Annotated in this window: 10 protein-coding genes and 1 pseudogene; 5 read left to right on the forward strand and 6 right to left on the reverse strand. The window is 42.9% G+C overall.

The window, feature by feature from the left end; translation table 11 throughout:
* Window positions 1-3,419: beta strand repeat-containing protein (locus V7K44_RS19975; RefSeq protein ID WP_334933637.1), on the reverse strand; the 3,419-nt coding region annotated here is incomplete at its 3' end.
* A gap of 1,104 nt (window positions 3,420-4,523) precedes the next feature.
* Window positions 4,524-7,805: a calcium-binding protein gene (locus V7K44_RS19980; RefSeq protein ID WP_334933638.1), complete on the reverse strand. Its 3,282-nt coding sequence runs from the start codon at window positions 7,803-7,805 to the stop codon at window positions 4,524-4,526.
* Between the two features lie 407 nt (window positions 7,806-8,212).
* Here V7K44_RS19980 and V7K44_RS19985 point away from each other — a divergent pair, with 407 nt between their 5' ends.
* The 3 genes and pseudogenes from V7K44_RS19985 (at window position 8,213) to V7K44_RS19995 (ending at window position 11,394) form a co-directional block, all read left to right on the forward strand.
* Entirely contained in the window at window positions 8,213-8,671 is a 459-nt protein-coding gene (locus V7K44_RS19985) for a M67 family metallopeptidase (protein ID WP_334933728.1), read from the forward strand.
* Window positions 8,672-8,811: 140 nt separating this feature from the next.
* Window positions 8,812-9,984 carry a molybdopterin-synthase adenylyltransferase MoeB gene (gene moeB, locus V7K44_RS19990; protein ID WP_334933639.1) on the forward strand — a complete coding sequence of 391 codons (1,173 nt, stop codon included), beginning with the start codon at window positions 8,812-8,814 and terminating at the stop codon, window positions 9,982-9,984.
* A 168-nt stretch (window positions 9,985-10,152) separates the two neighbouring features.
* A pseudogene (locus V7K44_RS19995) lies at window positions 10,153-11,394 on the forward strand (MFS transporter).
* 80 nt (window positions 11,395-11,474) lie between these two features.
* On the opposite strand, the gene ftsH4 reads toward V7K44_RS19995, so the two are convergent.
* Together ftsH4 and V7K44_RS20005 are read right to left on the reverse strand one after the other, a co-directional pair.
* Complete coding sequence (gene ftsH4, locus V7K44_RS20000; protein ID WP_334933640.1) at window positions 11,475-13,343, reverse strand: ATP-dependent zinc metalloprotease FtsH4; 1,869 nt, start codon at window positions 13,341-13,343, stop codon at window positions 11,475-11,477.
* Between the two features lie 562 nt (window positions 13,344-13,905).
* The gene (locus V7K44_RS20005; protein WP_334933641.1) at window positions 13,906-14,988 is read right to left on the reverse strand and encodes a peptidoglycan-binding domain-containing protein; all 1,083 of its coding nucleotides are present in this window, start codon (window positions 14,986-14,988) and stop codon (window positions 13,906-13,908) included.
* 578 nt (window positions 14,989-15,566) lie between these two features.
* Here V7K44_RS20005 and V7K44_RS20010 point away from each other — a divergent pair.
* Window positions 15,567-16,223, forward strand: a complete 657-nt coding sequence (locus V7K44_RS20010; RefSeq protein ID WP_334933642.1) for a class I SAM-dependent methyltransferase — start codon at window positions 15,567-15,569, stop codon at window positions 16,221-16,223.
* 446 nt (window positions 16,224-16,669) lie between these two features.
* Here the strand turns inward: V7K44_RS20010 and V7K44_RS20015 are convergent, their stop codons facing one another.
* Window positions 16,670-17,626 (reverse strand): aldo/keto reductase, encoded by a 957-nt coding sequence (locus tag V7K44_RS20015; protein WP_334933643.1) that lies wholly within the window; start codon window positions 17,624-17,626, stop codon window positions 16,670-16,672.
* 197 nt (window positions 17,627-17,823) lie between these two features.
* Here V7K44_RS20015 and V7K44_RS33255 point away from each other — a divergent pair, with 197 nt between their 5' ends.
* A complete protein-coding gene (locus tag V7K44_RS33255; protein WP_442940705.1) occupies window positions 17,824-18,051 on the forward strand; it encodes a hypothetical protein in 228 nt (75 codons plus the stop codon).
* 93 nt (window positions 18,052-18,144) lie between these two features.
* Here the strand turns inward: V7K44_RS33255 and V7K44_RS20020 are convergent, their stop codons facing one another.
* Window positions 18,145-19,896, reverse strand: coding sequence for a serine/threonine-protein kinase (locus V7K44_RS20020; protein WP_334933644.1), 1,752 nt, complete (start codon window positions 19,894-19,896; stop codon window positions 18,145-18,147).
* Window positions 19,897-20,099 lie beyond the last annotated feature (203 nt).

The following is a 20,099-nucleotide window of genomic DNA, read 5'->3' on the forward strand; positions in this document are numbered from 1 at the left end:
CCAGAGAGCGAGTTATCACCTGTTGAACCGCCAGCACTCAAACTATCGCTACCTGCGCCTCCATTGAGGGTATTATTACCTAAAGAGCGAAAGTCGCGGTTGTCACCAGGATATGAGTCGTAGCTGCCAGAGATGTCAAGAGAGTCATTGCCATCGCCTCCAGAGAGCAGGTTATCACCTTTTGAACCGCCAGCACTCAAGCGATCGCTACCTCCACCTCCATTGAGGGTATTATTGCCTAAAGAGCGAGAGTCTGTGATGTAGTAGTTGGTGTAGTAGCCGCCAGAAATATCAAGAGAATCATTGCCATCACCTCCAGAGAGCGAGTTATCACCTGTTGAACCGCCAGCACTCAAACTATCGCTACCTGCGCCTCCATTGAGGGTATTATTACCTAAAGAGCGAAAGTCTGGGATGTAGTAGTTGGTGTAGTAGCCGCCAGAGATATCAAGAGAATCATTGCCATCGCCCCCAAAGAGCAGGTTATCGCCTGTTGAACTACCAGCATTCAAACTATCGTTATCAGATCCTCCATTGAGGATATTATTGCCTGTTGAACCGCTAGCATTCAAGCGATCGTCACCAGTGCCACCATCAAGGGTATTATTTCCCTCACCACCATCAAGGGTATCATTTCCGGCACCACCATAGAGGCTATCATTTCCGGCACCACCTCTTAAAAAGTCATTACCACTTTTGCCGTCGATGGTATCGTCACCCCCCTGACCATTGATGACATCATTGGAGTTGTCAAAACCCGTTATATTGTTGTCGAGGTCATTGAGGAAGGTAACAGTGTTCTTGTTGAATAGGCTAGTTTGAGTGGAATTGGCATCAAACACATCAAAACTGTCGGTGATGTTGGTTTGTCCATCAAACAAGATATTGCCAATAGCTGGTCGTAAAGAAGTTGCTGGCAGATTATCTAGGTTTTCTAAGCTGAAGTTTTGCAGAATGATTTTGTTGCTATTAGCCCAACCTTCAAAGGTAATTTCTAAGTTGTTACCATTTTGAGTTAGTTGCAGATTTTGAGCAGTGAAGATACTACCTACAGGGAATACACCACCTGTAAATTGCAAGGTGTCTGAGGAGGTAATCACCGCAGCAGACGGATTTGAGCCTTTACCTACGCCACCGAAATCGGTGATAATATCAGTGTTAGTGTCGTTAGAGTAGTAGCTGTCGTTGAAGTTGTAAACAAATTTATCATTGCCCGCGCCACTAGTTAGGGTATCGTCACCACTTCCACCTGTCAGGATATCATTACCTGCACCGCCAATAATCGTATCTTTGCCACTATAGCCTCCAGAGAGCGTATCATTCCCATCATTACCAATAATGTTGTCATCATAGGCTGTACCTGAGATATTTAATCGCTCGATATTCTTGTAATCAACCTGAGATATCCCCGCCGTAATTTCTCCCGTATTTGTAGTGGCATTGAATGTCGTTGCGATCCCTTTAGAACCATAGTAATTAACGGACAACACATCGTCACCAGATCCCCCATCGATCGTATCTTTGCCACCAGAACCAGTGGAGAGCGTATCGTTCCCATCATTGCTAACAATGTTGTCGTCGTAGGCTGTACCTAAAATATTTAATTGTTCGATATTCTTGTAGTCAACCTGAGATATTCCCCCCGTAATTTCTCCTTTATTTGTGGTCGCATTAAACGTCGTTGTGATTCCCTCTGTAGCATTGCTGTAATCGACGGACAACACATCGTCACCAGATCCCCCATCGATCGTATCTTTGCCACCAGAACCAGTGTAGAGCGTATCGTTCCCATCATTGCCAACAATGTTGTCATCGTAGGCTGTACCTAAGATATTTAATCGTTCGATATTCTTGTAATTAACCCGATAAGTACCTACCGTAAGTTCTCCTTTATTTGTAGTGGCATTCAATGTCGTTGTGATTCCCCCAGAAGCATAGCTGTAATCGACTGACAACAAATCGTCATCCTTACCCCCGTCTATCGTTTGAGTCACTAAACCAGAGGAGAGAGAATCTGGAATTGTGAAGTCTAGATAGAAGGAATCATTGCCAGTGTCCCCAGAGAAGAAATTATTCCCTGTGTAATACTCAACACGCAATGTATCGTCACCAGCGCCACCGTTGAGGGTGTTATTGCCTGAAGAAGGTTTATAGGAGTCTTGACCGCTATAGGAGATAAGATCGCCATAAATGGAGAGAGAATCATTGCCATCTCCCCCAGAGAGTAAGTTATTGCCTGTTGAATTGCCAGCATTCAAGGTATCGTCACCAGCACCACCGTTGAGGGTGTTATTGCCTGATGAGCTAAAATTCGGCTCCCCTCTATAAGTATAAATACCAGAAGTGGAGAGAGAATCATTGCCATTGCCCCCAGAGAGTAAGTTATTGCCAGATGGAGACTCAGCATTCAAGGTATCGTCACCAGCGCCTCCTTCTAGGGTGTTATTGCTGGAGGAAGGGTAATAGATGTATTCGCTGACGCTACTATAAACGTTAGAGGTAGAGAGATAATCATTGCCATCGCCCCCAGAGAGTAAGTTATTGCCAGATGTTGCCCCGGCATTCAAAACATCGTCACCAACTCCACCGTTGAGGGTGTTATCGCCTGTTGAAAATTCGACATTCAAGATATCATTGCCCGCACCACCAACGAGAGTATCATTGCCTGTGAGGGAGTCATTCCCGACACCACCAACGAGAGTATCATTCCCCACACCACCAATGAGGAAGTCATTACCCGCACCACCTCTGAGTATGTCGTTGCCACTTAAGCCGTCAATGAGGTCATCCCCGCCCTGACCATTGATGACATCATTTGAGTTATCAAAGCCGCTAACATTATTGTTGAGGTCGTTAAGAAAAGTGACTGTATTCTTATTGAAGATAGTGCTTTGAGTGGAGTTAGCATTGAAGACATCAAAGCTATCTATAGTGCTAGTTTCTCCATCAAATAGGATATTGCCTAAGTCTACAGTGGCACCTGTAGATTTGCTGAGGTTATCCAGGTTTTCCAGAGCAAAGTTTTGCAGGATAACTGGGACATCAAAAAACCTCGTTATATAAGCATCCCCTGCAAAGCTGATTTCCAGATTGTTGCCTTTTTGGGTCAACAACAAATTTTGGGCTATGGCACCAGTGCCCTGGAATTCTAAGGTGTCCACTTCGGCAATGACTGCTGCTGTTGGGTTTGTCCCTTTACCTACACCACCAAAATCGGTGATTATCGTCGTAGTATTGTTGCTGTTGTCGTAGTTGTAGTAGTAGTAGACGAATTTATCGTTGCCGCCTCCACCACTTAAGGTGTCTTTGCCACCATTAGGATATATGGTATCGTTGCCTGCAAGACCCTTAATCGTATCCGCGTCATTAGAAGTACCCTGTAGGGTATCATCACCGTTGGTTCCAATGATATTTGCCATAACTTTTACCTACCTGAATCGATTTTTTCAGTAACTTCAGTTGTCAATTTGCAGATTGTGCTGTTTAAGAGCGCAAAAATTCGCCGAAATCTACATACTTTATACGTCACCCTTGAGGAACAGTAAATTTCTCGAATATTCACCTTATTCCAAGGTTTTTACGTATACTTTCTTTAAGAGTCTCAAACTATCTAAGTCTTAAGCAACTGTACAAATTAATTAGCGTGTGAATTTCCGATAAGTGGTGATTTGAGGCTTTTTTATCATTCTTTTTGAGTAAAAATCACTCTTCCAAGTATCGAAAAGTTCAGGTTCAATGAAATTCATCCTTCATATTTGATATTTGTTTTTTTGCCAGTGCCTAAGTCCTTCTAGAAGAGAAAATAATCAACAGTTGACTCTTAATCGGGAAAAAGATTTTGATGTCTTCTTTGTGGACTGTTATCCGTGGGTGTCTAGCTTGAAAATAGAGAACATCTTAAGAGCCTCAAAATAACTACATAGTCAATATCATACTTAGATGTCTATACTTAAATACTCATCTTTGCATACTCTTCACATTATTTGCTGAAAAATGTATACCCAAGTACTGAGCTTTGTATATTCTTCATATTCTACTGAGGTCTAGGCAATAAGAAAGTAGAACCTAGTAGGCAAATCTTTTAAAGAGTAATAAAAAATACATCTTTTTTTAAAGGCTGCGATACCTTCTCTGCGTTCGCGCAGCGTGTCGTAGACAGACGCTACGCGTAGCTTGCTTCCCCGGAGGGGTACGGTAAGCTTTCCTGCGGAACGCTGCGCGAACGCTAACGCCTGCGGTTTTTGCTAGCATACGCCTTGGTTAACTTATACTACGATGAGAGCGATCGCCTGCCAATATATAACCGTGCAAAAATCGCTATAGGTTATCAAAATTATTAACGCAGACATAAATTAACTTAACCAAGAATACTGCAAACCATCCGCACCCATGCCAAAAGTTAAGAAACAAAACCTAACACATCCTCTTTGTTAAAAGTAATTGTATCGATCAATCGAATACGAGGTGTTGAAAAGAACACCTCGCAAGCTGTATCCAGACTGATGCTAGAGCGCTAATAAAAATTAAACAACCACAAAGTTTTTTTCGGTTATTGTCAAGCCAGGAGATAATTGTGCAAATTGTACCTGAGTGAATCCACCCACACTACCATCAGAGTCAAAATACAGTGCACCTGTAGTAAAGTCATAGATAAATCTTTGATTGCTTGTCGTTGCAGATGTTCCGAGGGTAAACTGGCTTGTCTTAAGTGAACCTCTTGATAACCCGCCACCAAAATCAGCCGATACTTGAATTAGTTCATTAGTCGCGTTAAAGTCATAAACGCGCTCGATACCTTCTTCATTATTATTATTAATACTATGGAAAAAAAAGGTATCAATACCATCTCCTCCATAAAGGGTATCGTTATCTGAAAGTTCATGATAGAATGAAGAATCGTTATAACCATAGCCCCCGGAGAGCGTATCGTTGCCATTGCTCCCCACAATATTGTCAGGGCGAAATGTACCTATGATATTTAATCCTTCGATATTCTTGTAGCTAACTCGATTATTGCCTAGCGTAATCGATCCACTGTTAGTAGTCGCATCAAAAGTCGAAGTGATTCCCTCGGTATTACTAACATCACTATAGTAGTAATAAGAGAACAGCACATCGTCACCCTTTCCCCCATCTATAGTATCTTTGCCACCATTATTACCATCATAGCCCAGGGAAAGCGTATCGTTACCATTGCTCCCTACAATGTTGTCATCGTAGGCTGTACCTGAGATATTGAATCGTTCGATAAACTTATAGTTAACTCGATCATTGCCCGCAGTAATTGCTCCACTATTAGTAGTGGCATCAAAAGTCGAAGTGACCCCTCCTGTAGCAAAGGTGTAATTGACAGATAACACATCGTCACCTTTTCCTCCATCTATCGTATCTTTGCCACCAGAACCTGTGGAGAGCCTATCGTTACTACTGTTCCCCACGATGTTGTCATCGTAGGCTGTACCTAAGATATTGAATCGTTCGATAAACTTATAGCTAACTCGATTCGTACCTGCCGTAATAGATCCAATGTTAGTAGTAGCATCAAAAGTCGAAATGATTCCTCCGGTAGCAAAGGTGTAATCGACGGACAATAAATCGTCACCCTTACCCGCATCTGCCGTTTGAGTCACTAAATCAGAAGTGGCGGGAGGATATGTAGATCGGGTGTTTGATGGGGTACTGATATATAAGAAATCATTGCCATCGCCACCAAAAAGCAGGTTATCGCCTGTTGAACCACTAGTATCCAAGGTATCATCACCAGCGCCACCGTTAAGGGTGTTATTGCCAGATGAGACAGAGTTCGAGGAGGAGTCGTAATTATATTCGATAAAGCCAGAGACGGAGAGAGAATCATTGCCATCACCCCCAGAGAGGAGGTTATCTCCTGCTGAACCACTAGCACTCAAGGTGTCGTCACCAGCACCACCGTTAAGAGTATTATTGCCTAATGTGCGATTGTTTTTGTACTGGAAAAAGTCGCCGCCAGGGTTTGAGTAATAGCCAGAGACAGAGAGAGAATCATTGCCATCGCTACCAAAAAGTAGGTTATCGCCTTTTGAACCACTAGCACTCAAGTTATCGTTACCGGCACCACCGTTGAGGGTATTATTACCCTCTAAGCGAAGATCGTCGCCTTGTGTGTCGTCGCCTTCTTGGTATTGGCTGGAGTAATACTGGTAGCCAGAGGCAAAGAGAGAATCATTGCCATCGCCACCAAAAAGCAGGTTATCGCCTGATGAAGAGTCAACATTCAAGCTATCATCACCAGTACCACCATTGAGGGTATTATTGCCTACACCACCTCTCAAAAGGTCATTGCCACTCAATCCGTCGATTTTGTCATCGCCTCCCTGAGCATTGATGACATCATCTGAATTGTCAAAGCCGCTAACATTATTGTCGAGGTCGTTAAGAAAAGTGACTGTGTTTTTTTTAAAGACCGTGTTTTGGGTGGAGTTGGCATTAAAAACATCAAAGCTGTCTGTGATACTAGTTTGCCCCTCAAACAGAATATTGCCCAAATCTACAGTTGCTCCTGTAGATTTGCTGAGGTTATCCAGGTTTTCTAGGGCAAAGTTTTTCAAGATGAGTTTGCCTTTAGGAAGCGTCCCTACAAAGGTGATTTCCAGATTGTTGCCATTCTCGGCCAGCAGCATATTTTGAGCAGTAAACGAGAAGAAGAAGTCATTGTCCTGAAAACTTAGGGTGTCCACTTCGGCAATCACTGCTGCCGAGGGATTTATGTTTTTATCTACTCCGCCGAAATCAGTGATGATATTATTAGTTTTGTTGTAGTATGAGAAATTGTAAACAACAAATTTATCCTTGCCACCGCCACCTGTGAGGATATTATTGTTTATGCGACCGATACTTGTGGTAAAGATATCATCACCATTACCACCGTTGAGGGTATTATTACCAGAGGCGCCAGAGACAAGAGAATCGTTGCCATCGCCTCCATTCAGTAGATTATCGCCTGATGAAAAGCTAGCATTCAAGGTATCGTCACCGGCACCACCCTCAATGGTGTTTTTGCCATAGGAGTCAGAGACGGAGAGGAAATCATTGCGATCGCCTCCATTCAGTAGATTATCGCCTGATAAATAGCCTTCAGCACGCAAGGTATCGTCACCTGCACCACCAATGAGAGTGTTATTCCCCATACCACCTCGCAGCAAGTCGTTGCCACTCAAGCCGTCGATTTTGTCATTGCCCCCCTGAGCATTGATGACATCATCTGAGTTGTCAAAGCCGTTAACATTATTGTCGAGGTCGTTAAGAAAAGTGACTGTGTTCTTGTTGAAGATAGTGCTTTGGGTGGAGTTGGCATTGAAGACATCAAAGCTGTCTTTAATACTAGTTTGCCCATAGAATAGGATATTGCCAACCTGGGCTAAATTGTCTAGGTTTTCTAGGACAAAGTTTTCCAGAAAAACTGTGGCACTAAACTCCGCCCCGTCAAAGCTGATTTCTAAGTTGTTTCCATTTTGAATTAATGGAGTTAATAGCAAATTTCTCGCAATTAATTGCTCATCTCCTGTAAATTGCAAGGTATCCACTGAGGCAATCACCTCTGCTGATGGGTTTGAGCCTTTACCAATGCCATCGAAATCGGGGATGATAATGGTACGACTGTTAAGGTTAGCCTCGTAAACAAATTTATCTTTACCGCTGCCACCGTTGAGGGTATCGTAGGCTCCATTAGGATATAGTTGATCGTCACCTGCTAAACCATTAATCAAGTCATCACTTGTTGTCCCATAGAGGGTATCATTACCGTTTGTGCCATTGATATTTGCCATAACTTTCTACCTATCTAAATCGATTTTTTCAGTAAATTTCAGTTATCAATCTGCGGTTTGTGCATTTTTAGGACACAAATAATTTGGCGAAATTTGACGTTTTCGACATACTTTTATCTCAACCTTGAGGAGAAGTAATATTTCTCTAATTTTCACCCTATTTTAAGACTTATACGTAGTAATTATCCAACTATCTCAAACTATCTAAGTACAACTCTCACCAAATTTATGAAACCCGAGTCCAGAGGCTGTAGGGGCGGATTCACAAATATGTTTCAATCATTCACAGAATATCTCATGAACCCGCCCCTACCGTTTTGTGAGAAATGCGGGTAACACCTGTGGTTTTTGCTAGCATACGCATTCAGCAAGAATTGTTAAAAGTTGCTAAAATTACAAACGCAGACATGATTCAACTTAGCCAAGAACACTTGCAAACCATCCGCACCCATGCCGAAAGCACCTACCCAGATGAGTGCTGTGGTATAATTTTGGGCTATCTGGCTAATGAGGGCAAAACTGTGGTAGAAGTCATACCAACAGAAAATGCTTGGAATACAGAAGCGGCTGCTGAGTTTCCAGGGGAACGCACAACAGAAAGTAAAAGACGGCAATATACGATCGCACCCGAAGTTATGTTAAAAACACAAAGGGAAGCGCGCGATCGCTCACTCAACATTATCGGCATTTTTCACTCCCACCCAGATCATCCTGCTATCCCCTCAGAATGCGATCGCCTATACGCTTGGCAGGGATACTCGTATATAATAGTTTCCGTCCAAAACGGCAAAGCTGGAGAACTCAAAAGTTGGAGCCTTGATGATACTCATCAGTTTCAAATAGAGGAAATTGAAAATATAAAATAACTGGCTTAGTTTAAAGACAGTCATTCATCGCGGTTTTCGCCGCCCCCACAGATGAAAATTCGTCTTTCCCACTCCTATCTCTATATAAGATCCAGTTTTTCGATAGGATTAATATTCCGCTTTCCCACATCATAACTGCTATGCTAAATCCCAATCTGGACGAAATCCAGTTGACCAAAGACGATTACGAACGCTACTCCCGCCACATAATTTTACCGGAAGTAGGACTAGAAGGACAGAAACGCCTAAAAGCTGCCAGTGTACTGTGTATCGGTACAGGTGGACTAGGTTCACCACTACTTTTATATTTGGCGGCGGCGGGTCTTGGACGCATCGGCATTGTCGATTTTGATGTTGTCGATACTTCTAATCTGCAACGCCAAGTAATTCACGGGACATCCTGGGTGGGTAAACCCAAGATTGAATCGGCAAAAAACCGGATTCACGAGATTAACCCCTATTGTCAGGTTGATTTATACGAAACTCGTCTGACTTCCGAAAACGCCCTGGAACTGATTCAACCTTACGATATCGTCGTCGATGGTACTGATAACTTTCCCACCAGATATCTAGTTAACGACGCCTGCGTATTGCTGAATAAGCCCAACGTCTACGGTTCAATTTTACGCTTTGAAGGGCAAGCTAGTGTATTTAATTACGAAGGTGGCCCGAATTATCGTGACCTTTTCCCAGAACCACCACCACCAGGGATGGTTCCTTCTTGTGCAGAAGGTGGCGTATTGGGAATTTTGCCAGGAATTATTGGTTTAATCCAAGCAACCGAAACTGTTAAAATCATTCTGGGACAAGGCAACACTCTCAGCGGGCGATTGCTGCTATACAACGCCTTGGATATGAAATTTCGGGAGTTAAAACTGCGTCCTAACCCGATTCGCCCAGTGATTGAAAAGCTGATAGACTACGAAGAATTCTGCGGGATTCCACAAGCTAAGGCAGAGGAGGCAAAACAGCAGTTGGAAAGTCAAGAAATGACCGTCAAGGATTTGAAGGAATTGTTGGATAGCGGTGCGAAGGATTTTGTACTGCTGGATGTCCGTAACCCCCATGAGTACGACATTGCCAAGATTCCGGGTTCAGTGTTGGTGCCCTTACCAGACATTGAAAATGGGAATGGTGTTGCTAAGGTGAAGGAAATATTGAACGGACACCGCTTAATTGCTCATTGTAAGATGGGCGGGCGATCGGCAAAAGCCCTCGCTATTCTCAAGGAAGCCGGGATTGTGGGGACGAATGTTAAAGGCGGAATTACCGCTTGGAGTCGAGAAATCGATCCTTCAGTTCCAGAGTATTAAAAAGAGAGGCAGGAGGCAGATCGCTTTTAGCGTCTCCCCTTCTCCCAAAGGGAGAGGCTAGCGCCAAGGGAGAAGGCAGGAGGCAGGAGGCAGGAGGAATACTACCCTCTGTTTCCTGCCGTGAGCAGAGCGAGTTTGCGGTTTAAGTCCCCATTCCCCCATCTCCTTATGACTACCTCGAAATCTCATCTCAATATTTTATGGGTACAAGTTTGGGTGTTGGCAGCGGTGCAGGGAGCAATTACCCTCTCTTGGTTAATTTATAATATATATTTGCCGCAACTTTTGACTCAGTTTGGTTTTCCTGCTTCACTGGCAGTTGGCTTGGTGTTAGTCGAAAATGCCTTGGGTACGGTGCTGGAACCAGTGATAGGCGGACTTTCAGACCAAGCTAGACGCTGGGTAGGAACTCGGTTTCCCTTCATCTCAGTGGGTATGATTCTCGCATCGGCTTTGTTCATTGCTATACCATGTGTTGTAAGTTTGATCCCACCTACTACCGTGATGCGTAGGCATAGCCCGCCGCAGGCATCGCTCTTACCTATAGTATTGGTAGCTTGGGCATTGGCAATGACAATATTTCGCTCTCCAGCTATGTGCCTATTGGGGATGTATTCTAAGCCAGCCCAGTTACCTTTAACAGCAAGTGTTGTCACTTTAGCAGGCGGTTTAATTGGAGCTTTTAAACCGATAAGCTACAAGTTTATTCTGAGTTTAGGGCCAGTTTATACCTTTGCGTAGGCGTAGCCCGTCGTAGACATCGGTTCCTTTCTCATGCTGGGGGCGGCGGCTGTGTTGCGGTTGGTTAATCCCGCAGAAGCACCAGTGGATAGACACCAAGCAGAAGTAGTAAAGTTGCCCTTACAGAAATTGGCTTTGATTTTAGTAACTGGTTTTGGTGTAGCGTGGGGTATCCGATTTCTCATGGATGTCTTGGGTAAAGTACTCAAAACCCAACTGAATACTGATAATATTGATATGCAACTGGTGTGGATTGGAATAGCGATCGCAATTGCCAGCATACCAGCGGGAATTTTCGCCGTCAAAATTGGTAATAGTCAAGCAATGCTTTGTGGCATCTGTGCAATCATTCCCTCGTTATTGATAATGATATCTCTGGGCGCACAAATTCCGATAATTTTGTTAATCGTTGCGAGCTTTAGTTTAATTGTCAACGGGGCAATTCCTTTTGCTTTAGGATTAGTACCCCAGCGGTGGGCGGGATTAGGAATTGGGATGTATTTTGGTGGGTTTGCTTTAGCGATGAGTTTGTTTGGCGTTATATTTCCCCAACTGCAACAGATAACACCTTTTGTCGGTGCTATTGGGGGTGGATTGGCATTTTTGGTTGCTGGTGTTTGCATTGCGGTGAGTGGCATTTTTGAAACGCAAAGGAACGCAGAGGTTTAACGCAGAGGGACGCAAAGTTATCTTCTGCGTCCCTCTATGTATGAATTACGAATTACGAATTACGAATTACGAATTACGAATTACGAATGAGTTACAGGTTTAACTTGACTCAACAAATCGTGCAGTTTTTCGCCTTCAATGACCTCTGTTTCTAAGAGTTGAGTAGCTATCGCTTCTAGCAAGTCTCGATTCTGTCTGAGAATCTCTAGGGCTTGTTCGTGGGCTGTCTCTACGATTTCCTTGACTTCGCTATCAATGGCTTTTGATGTGTCTTCACTCACCGCCCGCCGAGGATTAGCCCCACCATTACCCAAAAACATCGATTGTTGTCCTTGTTGGTAAGCCAGTGGCCCTAAAACTTTGCTCATACCATAAGATGTTACCATCCGTTCTGCCAAGTCAGTTGCTCGTTGCAAATCGTTGGAAGCACCTGTGGTAATACTGTTAAACACAACCTCTTCGGCAGAACGTCCACCTAATAGAGTTGCAATCTGACCCCGCAGTTCCTCTTCATTCATCAAAAAGCGGTCTTCAGTTGGTAATTGCAGAGTGTAGCCCAAAGCAGCCATCCCACGGGGAATAATCGAAATCTTTTCTACGCGACCGTTTCCGGTTGTGAGCGCCCCGACCATTGCGTGACCAACTTCATGGTATGCAACAATCTTTTTCTCAGTCTCGTTCATCACGCGACTCTTCTTCTCTAAACCGGCGACTACCCGCTCAATTGCTTCGGCAAAGTCTTCTTGAGCAACCTTTTCGCGCAGATTGCGCGCTGCCAATAATGCGGCTTCGTTCACCAAGTTTGCCAAATCTGCGCCAGCAAAACCAGGAGTACGAGTAGCGATCGCTTTTAAATTTACATCATCTCCTAATTTTACCTTTTGAGCGTGAATCTTGAGAATTGCTTCACGACCAGATAAATCAGGACGGTCTACCAACACTTGGCGGTCGAAGCGACCTGGACGCAGCAATGCCGGGTCTAGGGTTTCGGGACGGTTTGTAGCTGCTAGTACAATCACCGTTGCATCCCCAGCTGCAAACCCATCCATCTCAGTTAGTAATTGGTTGAGGGTTTGTTCGCGCTCATCGTTACCACCGTAGAAGCCATTACTACTACGAGACTTACCAATCGCATCTAATTCATCAATGAATACAATACAGGGAGCTTGTTTTTTGGCCTGTTCAAACAAATCCCGGACTCTGGAAGAACCTACACCGACAAACAATTCTACAAACTCGGAACCAGAGATGCTGAAGAATGGAACTCCTGCTTCTCCTGCGACGGCTTTCGCTAACAGTGTCTTACCAGTACCCGGAGGGCCAACTAACAACACACCTTTGGGAATCCTAGCGCCAATTTGCGTAAACCGTGCCGGAGTCTTGAGGAAATCTACAATTTCTACTAACTCAGTTTTTGCTTCTTCTACCCCAGCCACATCTGCAAAGGTGATTTTCGCAGATTCGCCTTCAACGTAAACCTTAGCTTTGCTCTTACCAATGGAAAGCGCACCTTGCGGACCACCGCCACCACCACCACGGGCGAGAAAGAACTGCCAAATACCAATAAAAATCAGTGGTGGAATCACCCAACTCAAGAGGGTTGTAAACCAAGTATTTTTGGGTGGCGGTGTAGCCGCGAACTCAACTCCCTTTTCTTCTAGAAGTTTGGGTAACTCTAAATCAAAGATTGGTGTCGTTGCAAACACTTGAGCCGGCTCGGCATTTTCTGCTTTTAATTGGTAAATAATCTGGTTTTGGCCAACGGAAACACGGCTGACTTCCCCTTCCTGTACTTGATGAATAAACAGGCTATAGGGAACACCAGTCGGGCCAGAAGCAAATAAACCAGGCAAAAATAAATTTAAGAGCAGGAATAGCCCTGATACTGCCAATAATATATTAGCAACGATCCGAAACCGAGGTGACTTAGGCTGTTCTTTAATTCCCATAGATTTTACCAATCCTTAAATAATGAAAACTAACTTGAAAATTGGGCATAGGGTATGGGCATTGGGCATTGCTTTTCCCCTGCTTCCCCTGTTCCTTGTTTCCCTTAACGCTTTGAGAAACTTGATTAAAGACTAGTCAAAAATGCTGGTATATTCGCATCTGAGCAATGTCTACTACGGGCTGTAAGGCTCATGATGCTCGTTAGCCATCTCTCTTTGGGAGAAGACTCGCTAACGGTAAGGCAAAGTTGTTCAGCTTGTCTCGATCTTCAACTATACTACCGTTTCTCATAATTTCTCCCATTTAGCAATGTTTGCAGCTTTTTTTACTTATTTATGTAACTAAACTTAACAATTTAATGAATCTTTGTGAACTAACGAGCAAATACGGTTTACCGTACTAAAAGAATATGCATAGATTGGGAGACGCAAATAGAAATCCCTCACGAAGAGTTATTTTGGAGGCTTGGCGGAGCTTTCCTTGCTCCACTCCTGAATTCTTCAATAATTTCACTTTGAACTTTGGAACAGCGTTCTCCATATATGCAGTTCCTCCTAGCTATTAATGTCCATCATTTGACCAGTGGGGGCGATCGCTAGATAATTTAATCACACCGTAAGAACGCCCAACCTGCCATAAAGTAGAATTTTCATAACTCGTTCGTGGCTGATTAATACTAACTGTCGTTCCACTAGCGTTTTTGATATTTAAGGTTCCTGACCAAGTAATTTCCCAATCAATTGCTAATCTTTGGGTATGACGAGAGGTAAGAACAGGTCGAAAAGCAATATTATAAGCAGACACCATTTCTTTAGCAGCTTGGACAGAACCAGCATTGGTGTAATGTAGCCAATTAATATCTACATTAGGCATAGGTGGAACATCTTTGGCAGCAATTTCATTATTACTAATACGGAAAGCATAGTGCATTAAATAAGCTCGTTCTGAGGGGCGAAATACTGAAGAGATATCAATATTAGCTCCAGCATTTTTTAAAGCTTGCTCAAAAGCTTGGACTTTTTGACGGAAGGGAGAAGCTAAATCATCAATTAAGTCGCTGTCTGGGAAAAAATTAACCCAGGCTTTTCCACTCAGTCGTTGTCTTAATTTTTTGGCGTATTCAGTTATGTTGTCTAAAGCCAACTCCAAATCAATCCCAAGCTTGGTTTTTGTTGTATTAGCAAGCTGTTGAGCTAATTCGGCTCGAAAATTGATGTCTCTGATTTTATAAGTTTCAGCTAGTCCTTTTGTACTGTTGGTGCCAAAGTCGCCATCAGCTACTAACGGTGGATTCAAACGACCGATCCCTGTTAAACTTTTTTGTAAATCTTTGATCTCGTTCTCTCCAAAGTTGAGATAGGTTAATAGTTGTTTACCGGCATTGGTATAGATAGCGAAATAAATTGCAAAACCTTGCTCTAACGCTTTTTTATAAGTAGCAGTATCGACAATTCCCGTTACTGTTAAAGCATTACTAGTCTGATAATCACGAGTTGCTTGAGCTGTAATATTCCCAAAATCACCATCAACGGCAGCAATAGGGAAGTCGTAATCTAAAAGAAATTTCTGCCAAGCAGTTACAATTAGCCCTTCGGATTTTTTCTGGAGAGTCGGAAGTTGCAAAGCTTGAAGTTTAAAGCTCATAATTTTTCTTGAATGAAACAATTGTTTTCAGTTAATTTTTATGTCACTATTCGTCGTAGAATTTAAGTTACTACCGCTGCCAATTTGGTATCTCGTACTTCATTAGAGCGATTGGAGTTCAATAAACGCTGTTTTGCCAAACCCACTTTGGATTATAACATCCGCAGTTATATTAACTTTTCTCAGGAATACTTAAAATAGAAAGTAGCTATAATGGATTGGTTATTTCCACTTCGTTCTAATAACCCGCTCTAATTCCTACCCTACTAAGAGTTGAGGGTAGGGACTGCCACGATAGGTTCAAAAATCTCTGGCTATAATTACCCAAAATTGTATAACCATAGCGTAGGCAAAGCCCGCCGTAGGCATCGCTCATCACCCTATATTTAGCGCATCTACCGTTTTGGTCTTTATGTGATATCTTACGGTCAGTCGCTACGCGTAATACGTTAATTAAATTCATCCTATCAGGTGAGTCTAATGGGTGAGGTACAACAAACACGAAATATTGTACCTTGAGGCTATCAAATGGTTGTTTACCACCCCAGTTTCTCGGCTCAAAAATTAGGAAGTAGATAATGACTGTAAACCAAATTATTGGAGATTCAAAAAATAATATTTTTGCAAACCTTGGTAAACATTTTTTTGCCTGGATGATGACTTCAAGTAGTAGTAAATATGATCAAATTGTCAGCGATCGCAAACGTTCTCTTTTTGCTAATCTCCAAGGTAAAGTGTTAGAAATTAGCCCCAGAACAGGCGCTAACTTACCGTACTATCCTAAAGATATCCATTGGATAGGAATCGAGCCAAATTCACATACGCATTTTTCTCTCCAAAAACAAGCAGAAAAACTGGGTTTAAATATAGACCTCCGCATTGGGAATGCTGAATGGTTAGATGCCGAAGATAACAGCATCGATACTGTTGTTAGTACATTAGTTTTATGCTCCGTGCCGAACATAGATTATACATTACAGGCAATTTTAAGAGTACTTAAACCAGGTGGACGCTTCTTATTTATTGAACATGTTGCCGCACCCGAAGGAAGTTTATTGCGACAAATACAAAACACAGTTAGTCCAATTTGGAAAGCAATAGGTGATGGTTGTCATCCAGATAGAGAAACTTGGATAGCATTAGGAAAGGCTGGTTTTAGTAGCATTCATTATGAGCGATTTGATGCGCAATTACCAATTGTTAGTCCTCATATTATCGGCGTAGCGACAAAATAAAAGTATGAATATAGCGGTTCTCGCTTGGGTGAGATACAAGAACCCCACCCCCAACCCCCTCCCCGCAAGCGATGAGGGGACTATGATTAGGAAACGCTATAATACTATGTCGGCTTGATTGCTTATTAAACCCGAAGAACCCCACCCCGCAAAAGCTACGCTTTATCTCCCCTCCCCGCAAGCGGCTACGGTGTATATACATCTCTGTACAAACCCAAAATCGTTGGAGATCCCCCTAAATCCCCCTTAAAAAGGGGGACTTTAAGAGACTTTTGCCCCCCAATTTATCGGGGGGTTGGGGGGATCAAAAGCCTATGACGCAACTCTAGAAGACTTGTGTGTACACCGTAGCCCCGCAAGCGGGGTGGGGTGTAATGATTGTGGTTAGCATAACTAATTACCCCCGACTAAAGCTGTCGGGTTTATGAGGTTTTCCACCAGAGATTTTATGGATTCTCGCGCAGGAAAGTATCAATATCATTTAGTTCTTGCTGATTGAGGCGAAAATCTCCAGCACCAATGATTCCTTCCACCTGCTTAGAATTGCGCCCGCCAACGATCGCCGCAGTCACCGTCGGATTATTTAAAGTCCAAGCGATCGCAACTTCACCTGGAGAGCGATCGTGTTGTTGACCAATGTGTTGCAACACTTCGACTAGCTTCAGGTTACGAGATAGACGTGGTTCCTGAAATTCACTACTGTTTTTGCGCCAATCATTATCTGGGAAATTAGCAACCCGCTCAGGTGTCATCTTTCCTGTGAGCAAGCCAGATTGCATAGGTGAATAAACAATCACACCTATGTTATTTTCCTTACAAAAAGGCAGAATTTCCTTTTCTACATCAGGCTTCACCAGTGAATAAGGCGGTTGCAATGACGTAACTGGCGCAATCTCCTGGATACGTTTCAACTGTTCTACATTGAAATTGGAAACTCCGATATAGCGAACCTTACCCTCATCCTTGAGCTTGGCCAAAGTTGTCCACCCTTCTTCGATATCTGAGTCAGGGTTAGGCCAGTGGATTTGGTAAAGGTCGATGGTTTCAACGTCTAGTCGGCGCAGACTGGCTTCAACCTCCCGCCGCACAGAATCCGCTTTGAGACTGCGACCAATTTCGCCCTTTTCATCCCAGATCATTGAGCATTTCGTAAAAATATAGGGGCGACTAGATCGACCTTTTAGTGCTTTAGCAACAACCTCTTCAGAATGCCCTAGACCATAAATAGCTGCGGTGTCAATCCAATTAACGCCGAGATCAAGAGCGCGATTGATGGCTGCGATCGATTCCTGGTCATCTTGCTCTCCCCAGCCAAAAGCCCACCCACCTCCACCAATCGCCCAGGCACCAAAGCCGATTGGGGTAATGTTAAGCTCCGAATTGCCCAGCTGTTTGGTTTGCATATCTACCTTTTTGAAGAATTTTAGAGTCAATTGCTACTTTAAGCTGCAAATATTCTCTCAACAGCTATCTGAAGTATGAATTACTACTAGTGCAAATATGACAGGCGATCGCTCTTGAATGTTGTGTAATACACAGTACTTGTATATTAAATGCTCAAATTCTTGCTTATAACTCATCAAAGACAGCAGTAAATGCAATCACAGTTTTATTAGCTGCCGAACTTAAAGATACCCCGATTAAAATCAATGCTGCCGATCCTGGTTTTACGGCAACTGACATTAACCAATACCAAGGGTATCGCACTGTTGAGCAGGGTGCGATCCCTACGGGGGGCTATGCCTACGCAGCAGTGAGACTCGCTACTTTACCTGATGATGGTTCTAGCGGAGGATTTTTTGATGAAAATGGTGTGGTTCCTTGGTAAAAAGTAGAGGGCATTAGGCATGGGTTATTCCCCTTGTCCCATTGCAAGCTACGTGCAGCATCTCGTAGAGAGCGTCATTACGAATTACTAAATTTACCGGATATTAACTTCTTGCAAGTAATTTACTTCTTGAAGAGATCCAATCTTAGTAACTGACTTTTTCGGGACAAATAAATTTGTTCTTTTTGCAGAAGCTATCCTTTGATAGTCAGCTACCACGCGTTGTTTTTGAGTATATTCATTCAATTTGACTTGAGCTTGAGCATAAACTAGAGTATCTTGGGGAATATTTCGGAGAAATTTTACAGCCCGATCGAAATCACCAATAGATGCTTTTTTATAGGCTTTCTGTAAAAAGTAGGCCGCTCTGATTTGCCGCTTTCGATTGTATTCAGCTAACTTGTCTTGAACTAAAGCACCCGCATGACTTTCTTGAGGAATTTGACGCAGATATTGTAAGGCGGCAGAAAAATCTTTTTCGGCGGCTCTTTCATAAGCTTTTGTTAATAAATCTTGCGTCTGTATTTCAATGTTTACAGATGCTTTCTGAACTATTTTATCTGTTTTAGATTGCCAATATAAAATCTTGGGAACTTTCGCAGCAGCATGAAGAACATCTGACCATCTGCTCTCATGAAAAGCTAGCTGTGCTATTTCGTATTGCTGTGCAGCTACTTGCCATTGCTCTTGCCATTCTTCAATTGTGGCTTGCGCTTCTGGATAAACATTGCTGTGGGAAGGAATTGATTTAGCGAGTGCGATCGCTTCTTCTAAATCCCCTGCTTGATATTCTTTTGTTGCTTTATATAATGTATCTGTTTCTGAATATGCAGGTGCAGTATTAACTAAAGAATATACACCAAATCCCATCAATAAAGAATTAGCTGCCAATCCTACTTTCATTCCCGTTAATAATGGGGATGATTTTCCAGACACAGGATTTTTTGCTACTTCTAGAGAAAATTGAGAATCTCCCTCTAATGTTTCTGATGGCTGAGGTTCCCAGATTATTTGTTTGAGTACCCGCAGTACTTCACCCGCAGACTGAAAGCGGTCTTGGTGATTATAACGGATCATTTGGCTGAGAACAGCAGCTAGATAATCGTTAACTGGCGTGTTTTGAGAACGCCAAAAAATTTCATTAGTAGAAGGATCGGTTTTTAATTGTAGTGGTTCTAGCCCTGTTAAAGCCTGGATAGCAATCATACCCAAAGCATAAATATCACTGTTGGGCTGTGTTTGACCAATAAATTGTTCTGGTGGTATGTATCCCAATGAAGTGACGGGAATTCTATAAATGGGCAATTCTGCACCTATGCCAAAATCGATCGACTGGATTGAGCCAAAGTCAATCATAACTAACTTGTTATCAACAGTACGTCTGATCAAGTTTTCCGGTTTGATATCGCAATGGATCACGCCTTGAGAGTGGACAAATTCTAGAATACCTAAGACATCTATCAAAAATTCTACAACTTCGCTTTCACTCCACAGACAGCCGAAATGTTGCTCGATGGGCAATTCCGCAGTTAGCGCATGTCCTTCAATACACTCTTGCACTATATAAAATCGCTCGTTTTCTTCAAAACAGGCGATAAATTCAGGAATTTGGTCATGGCTTCCTAGAAGCTTGAGGGTTTCAGTTTCAGTCAGAAACAGTAACCTCAACATATCCAAGTAGCCGGATTCGGAACTGCTAACTTTAATTTGCTTAATAACGCATTTAGGATTCTCTGGATAATCTACGTCTACAGCAATGTATGTTTGTCCAAACACCCCTGCACCGAGGCTTTGGACAACTTGGTAACGCCCTTGTAGTAATTTACCGATTATGTGGTGGGTCATGACCTGGTTACTCAGTAAGTCCTTTTATCTAGTTTTTCTGACATTCCCTCCTGTTTCCGGAATACTTTAGAAATAAATAATCAGAGCTTTTGATACTTTAAATACAAGCTAATTTTTTTAAGTATTTTTGCGTAGTAAAAATCTATTTTTTATAAAAATAGAGTGGACAAGGTTTCAGTCTTGCTCACTCTACTCGGCTATGC

It is taken from the genome of Nostoc sp. (genome assembly GCF_036917235.1).
Classification (GTDB): Bacteria; Cyanobacteriota; Cyanobacteriia; order Cyanobacteriales; family Nostocaceae; genus Nostoc.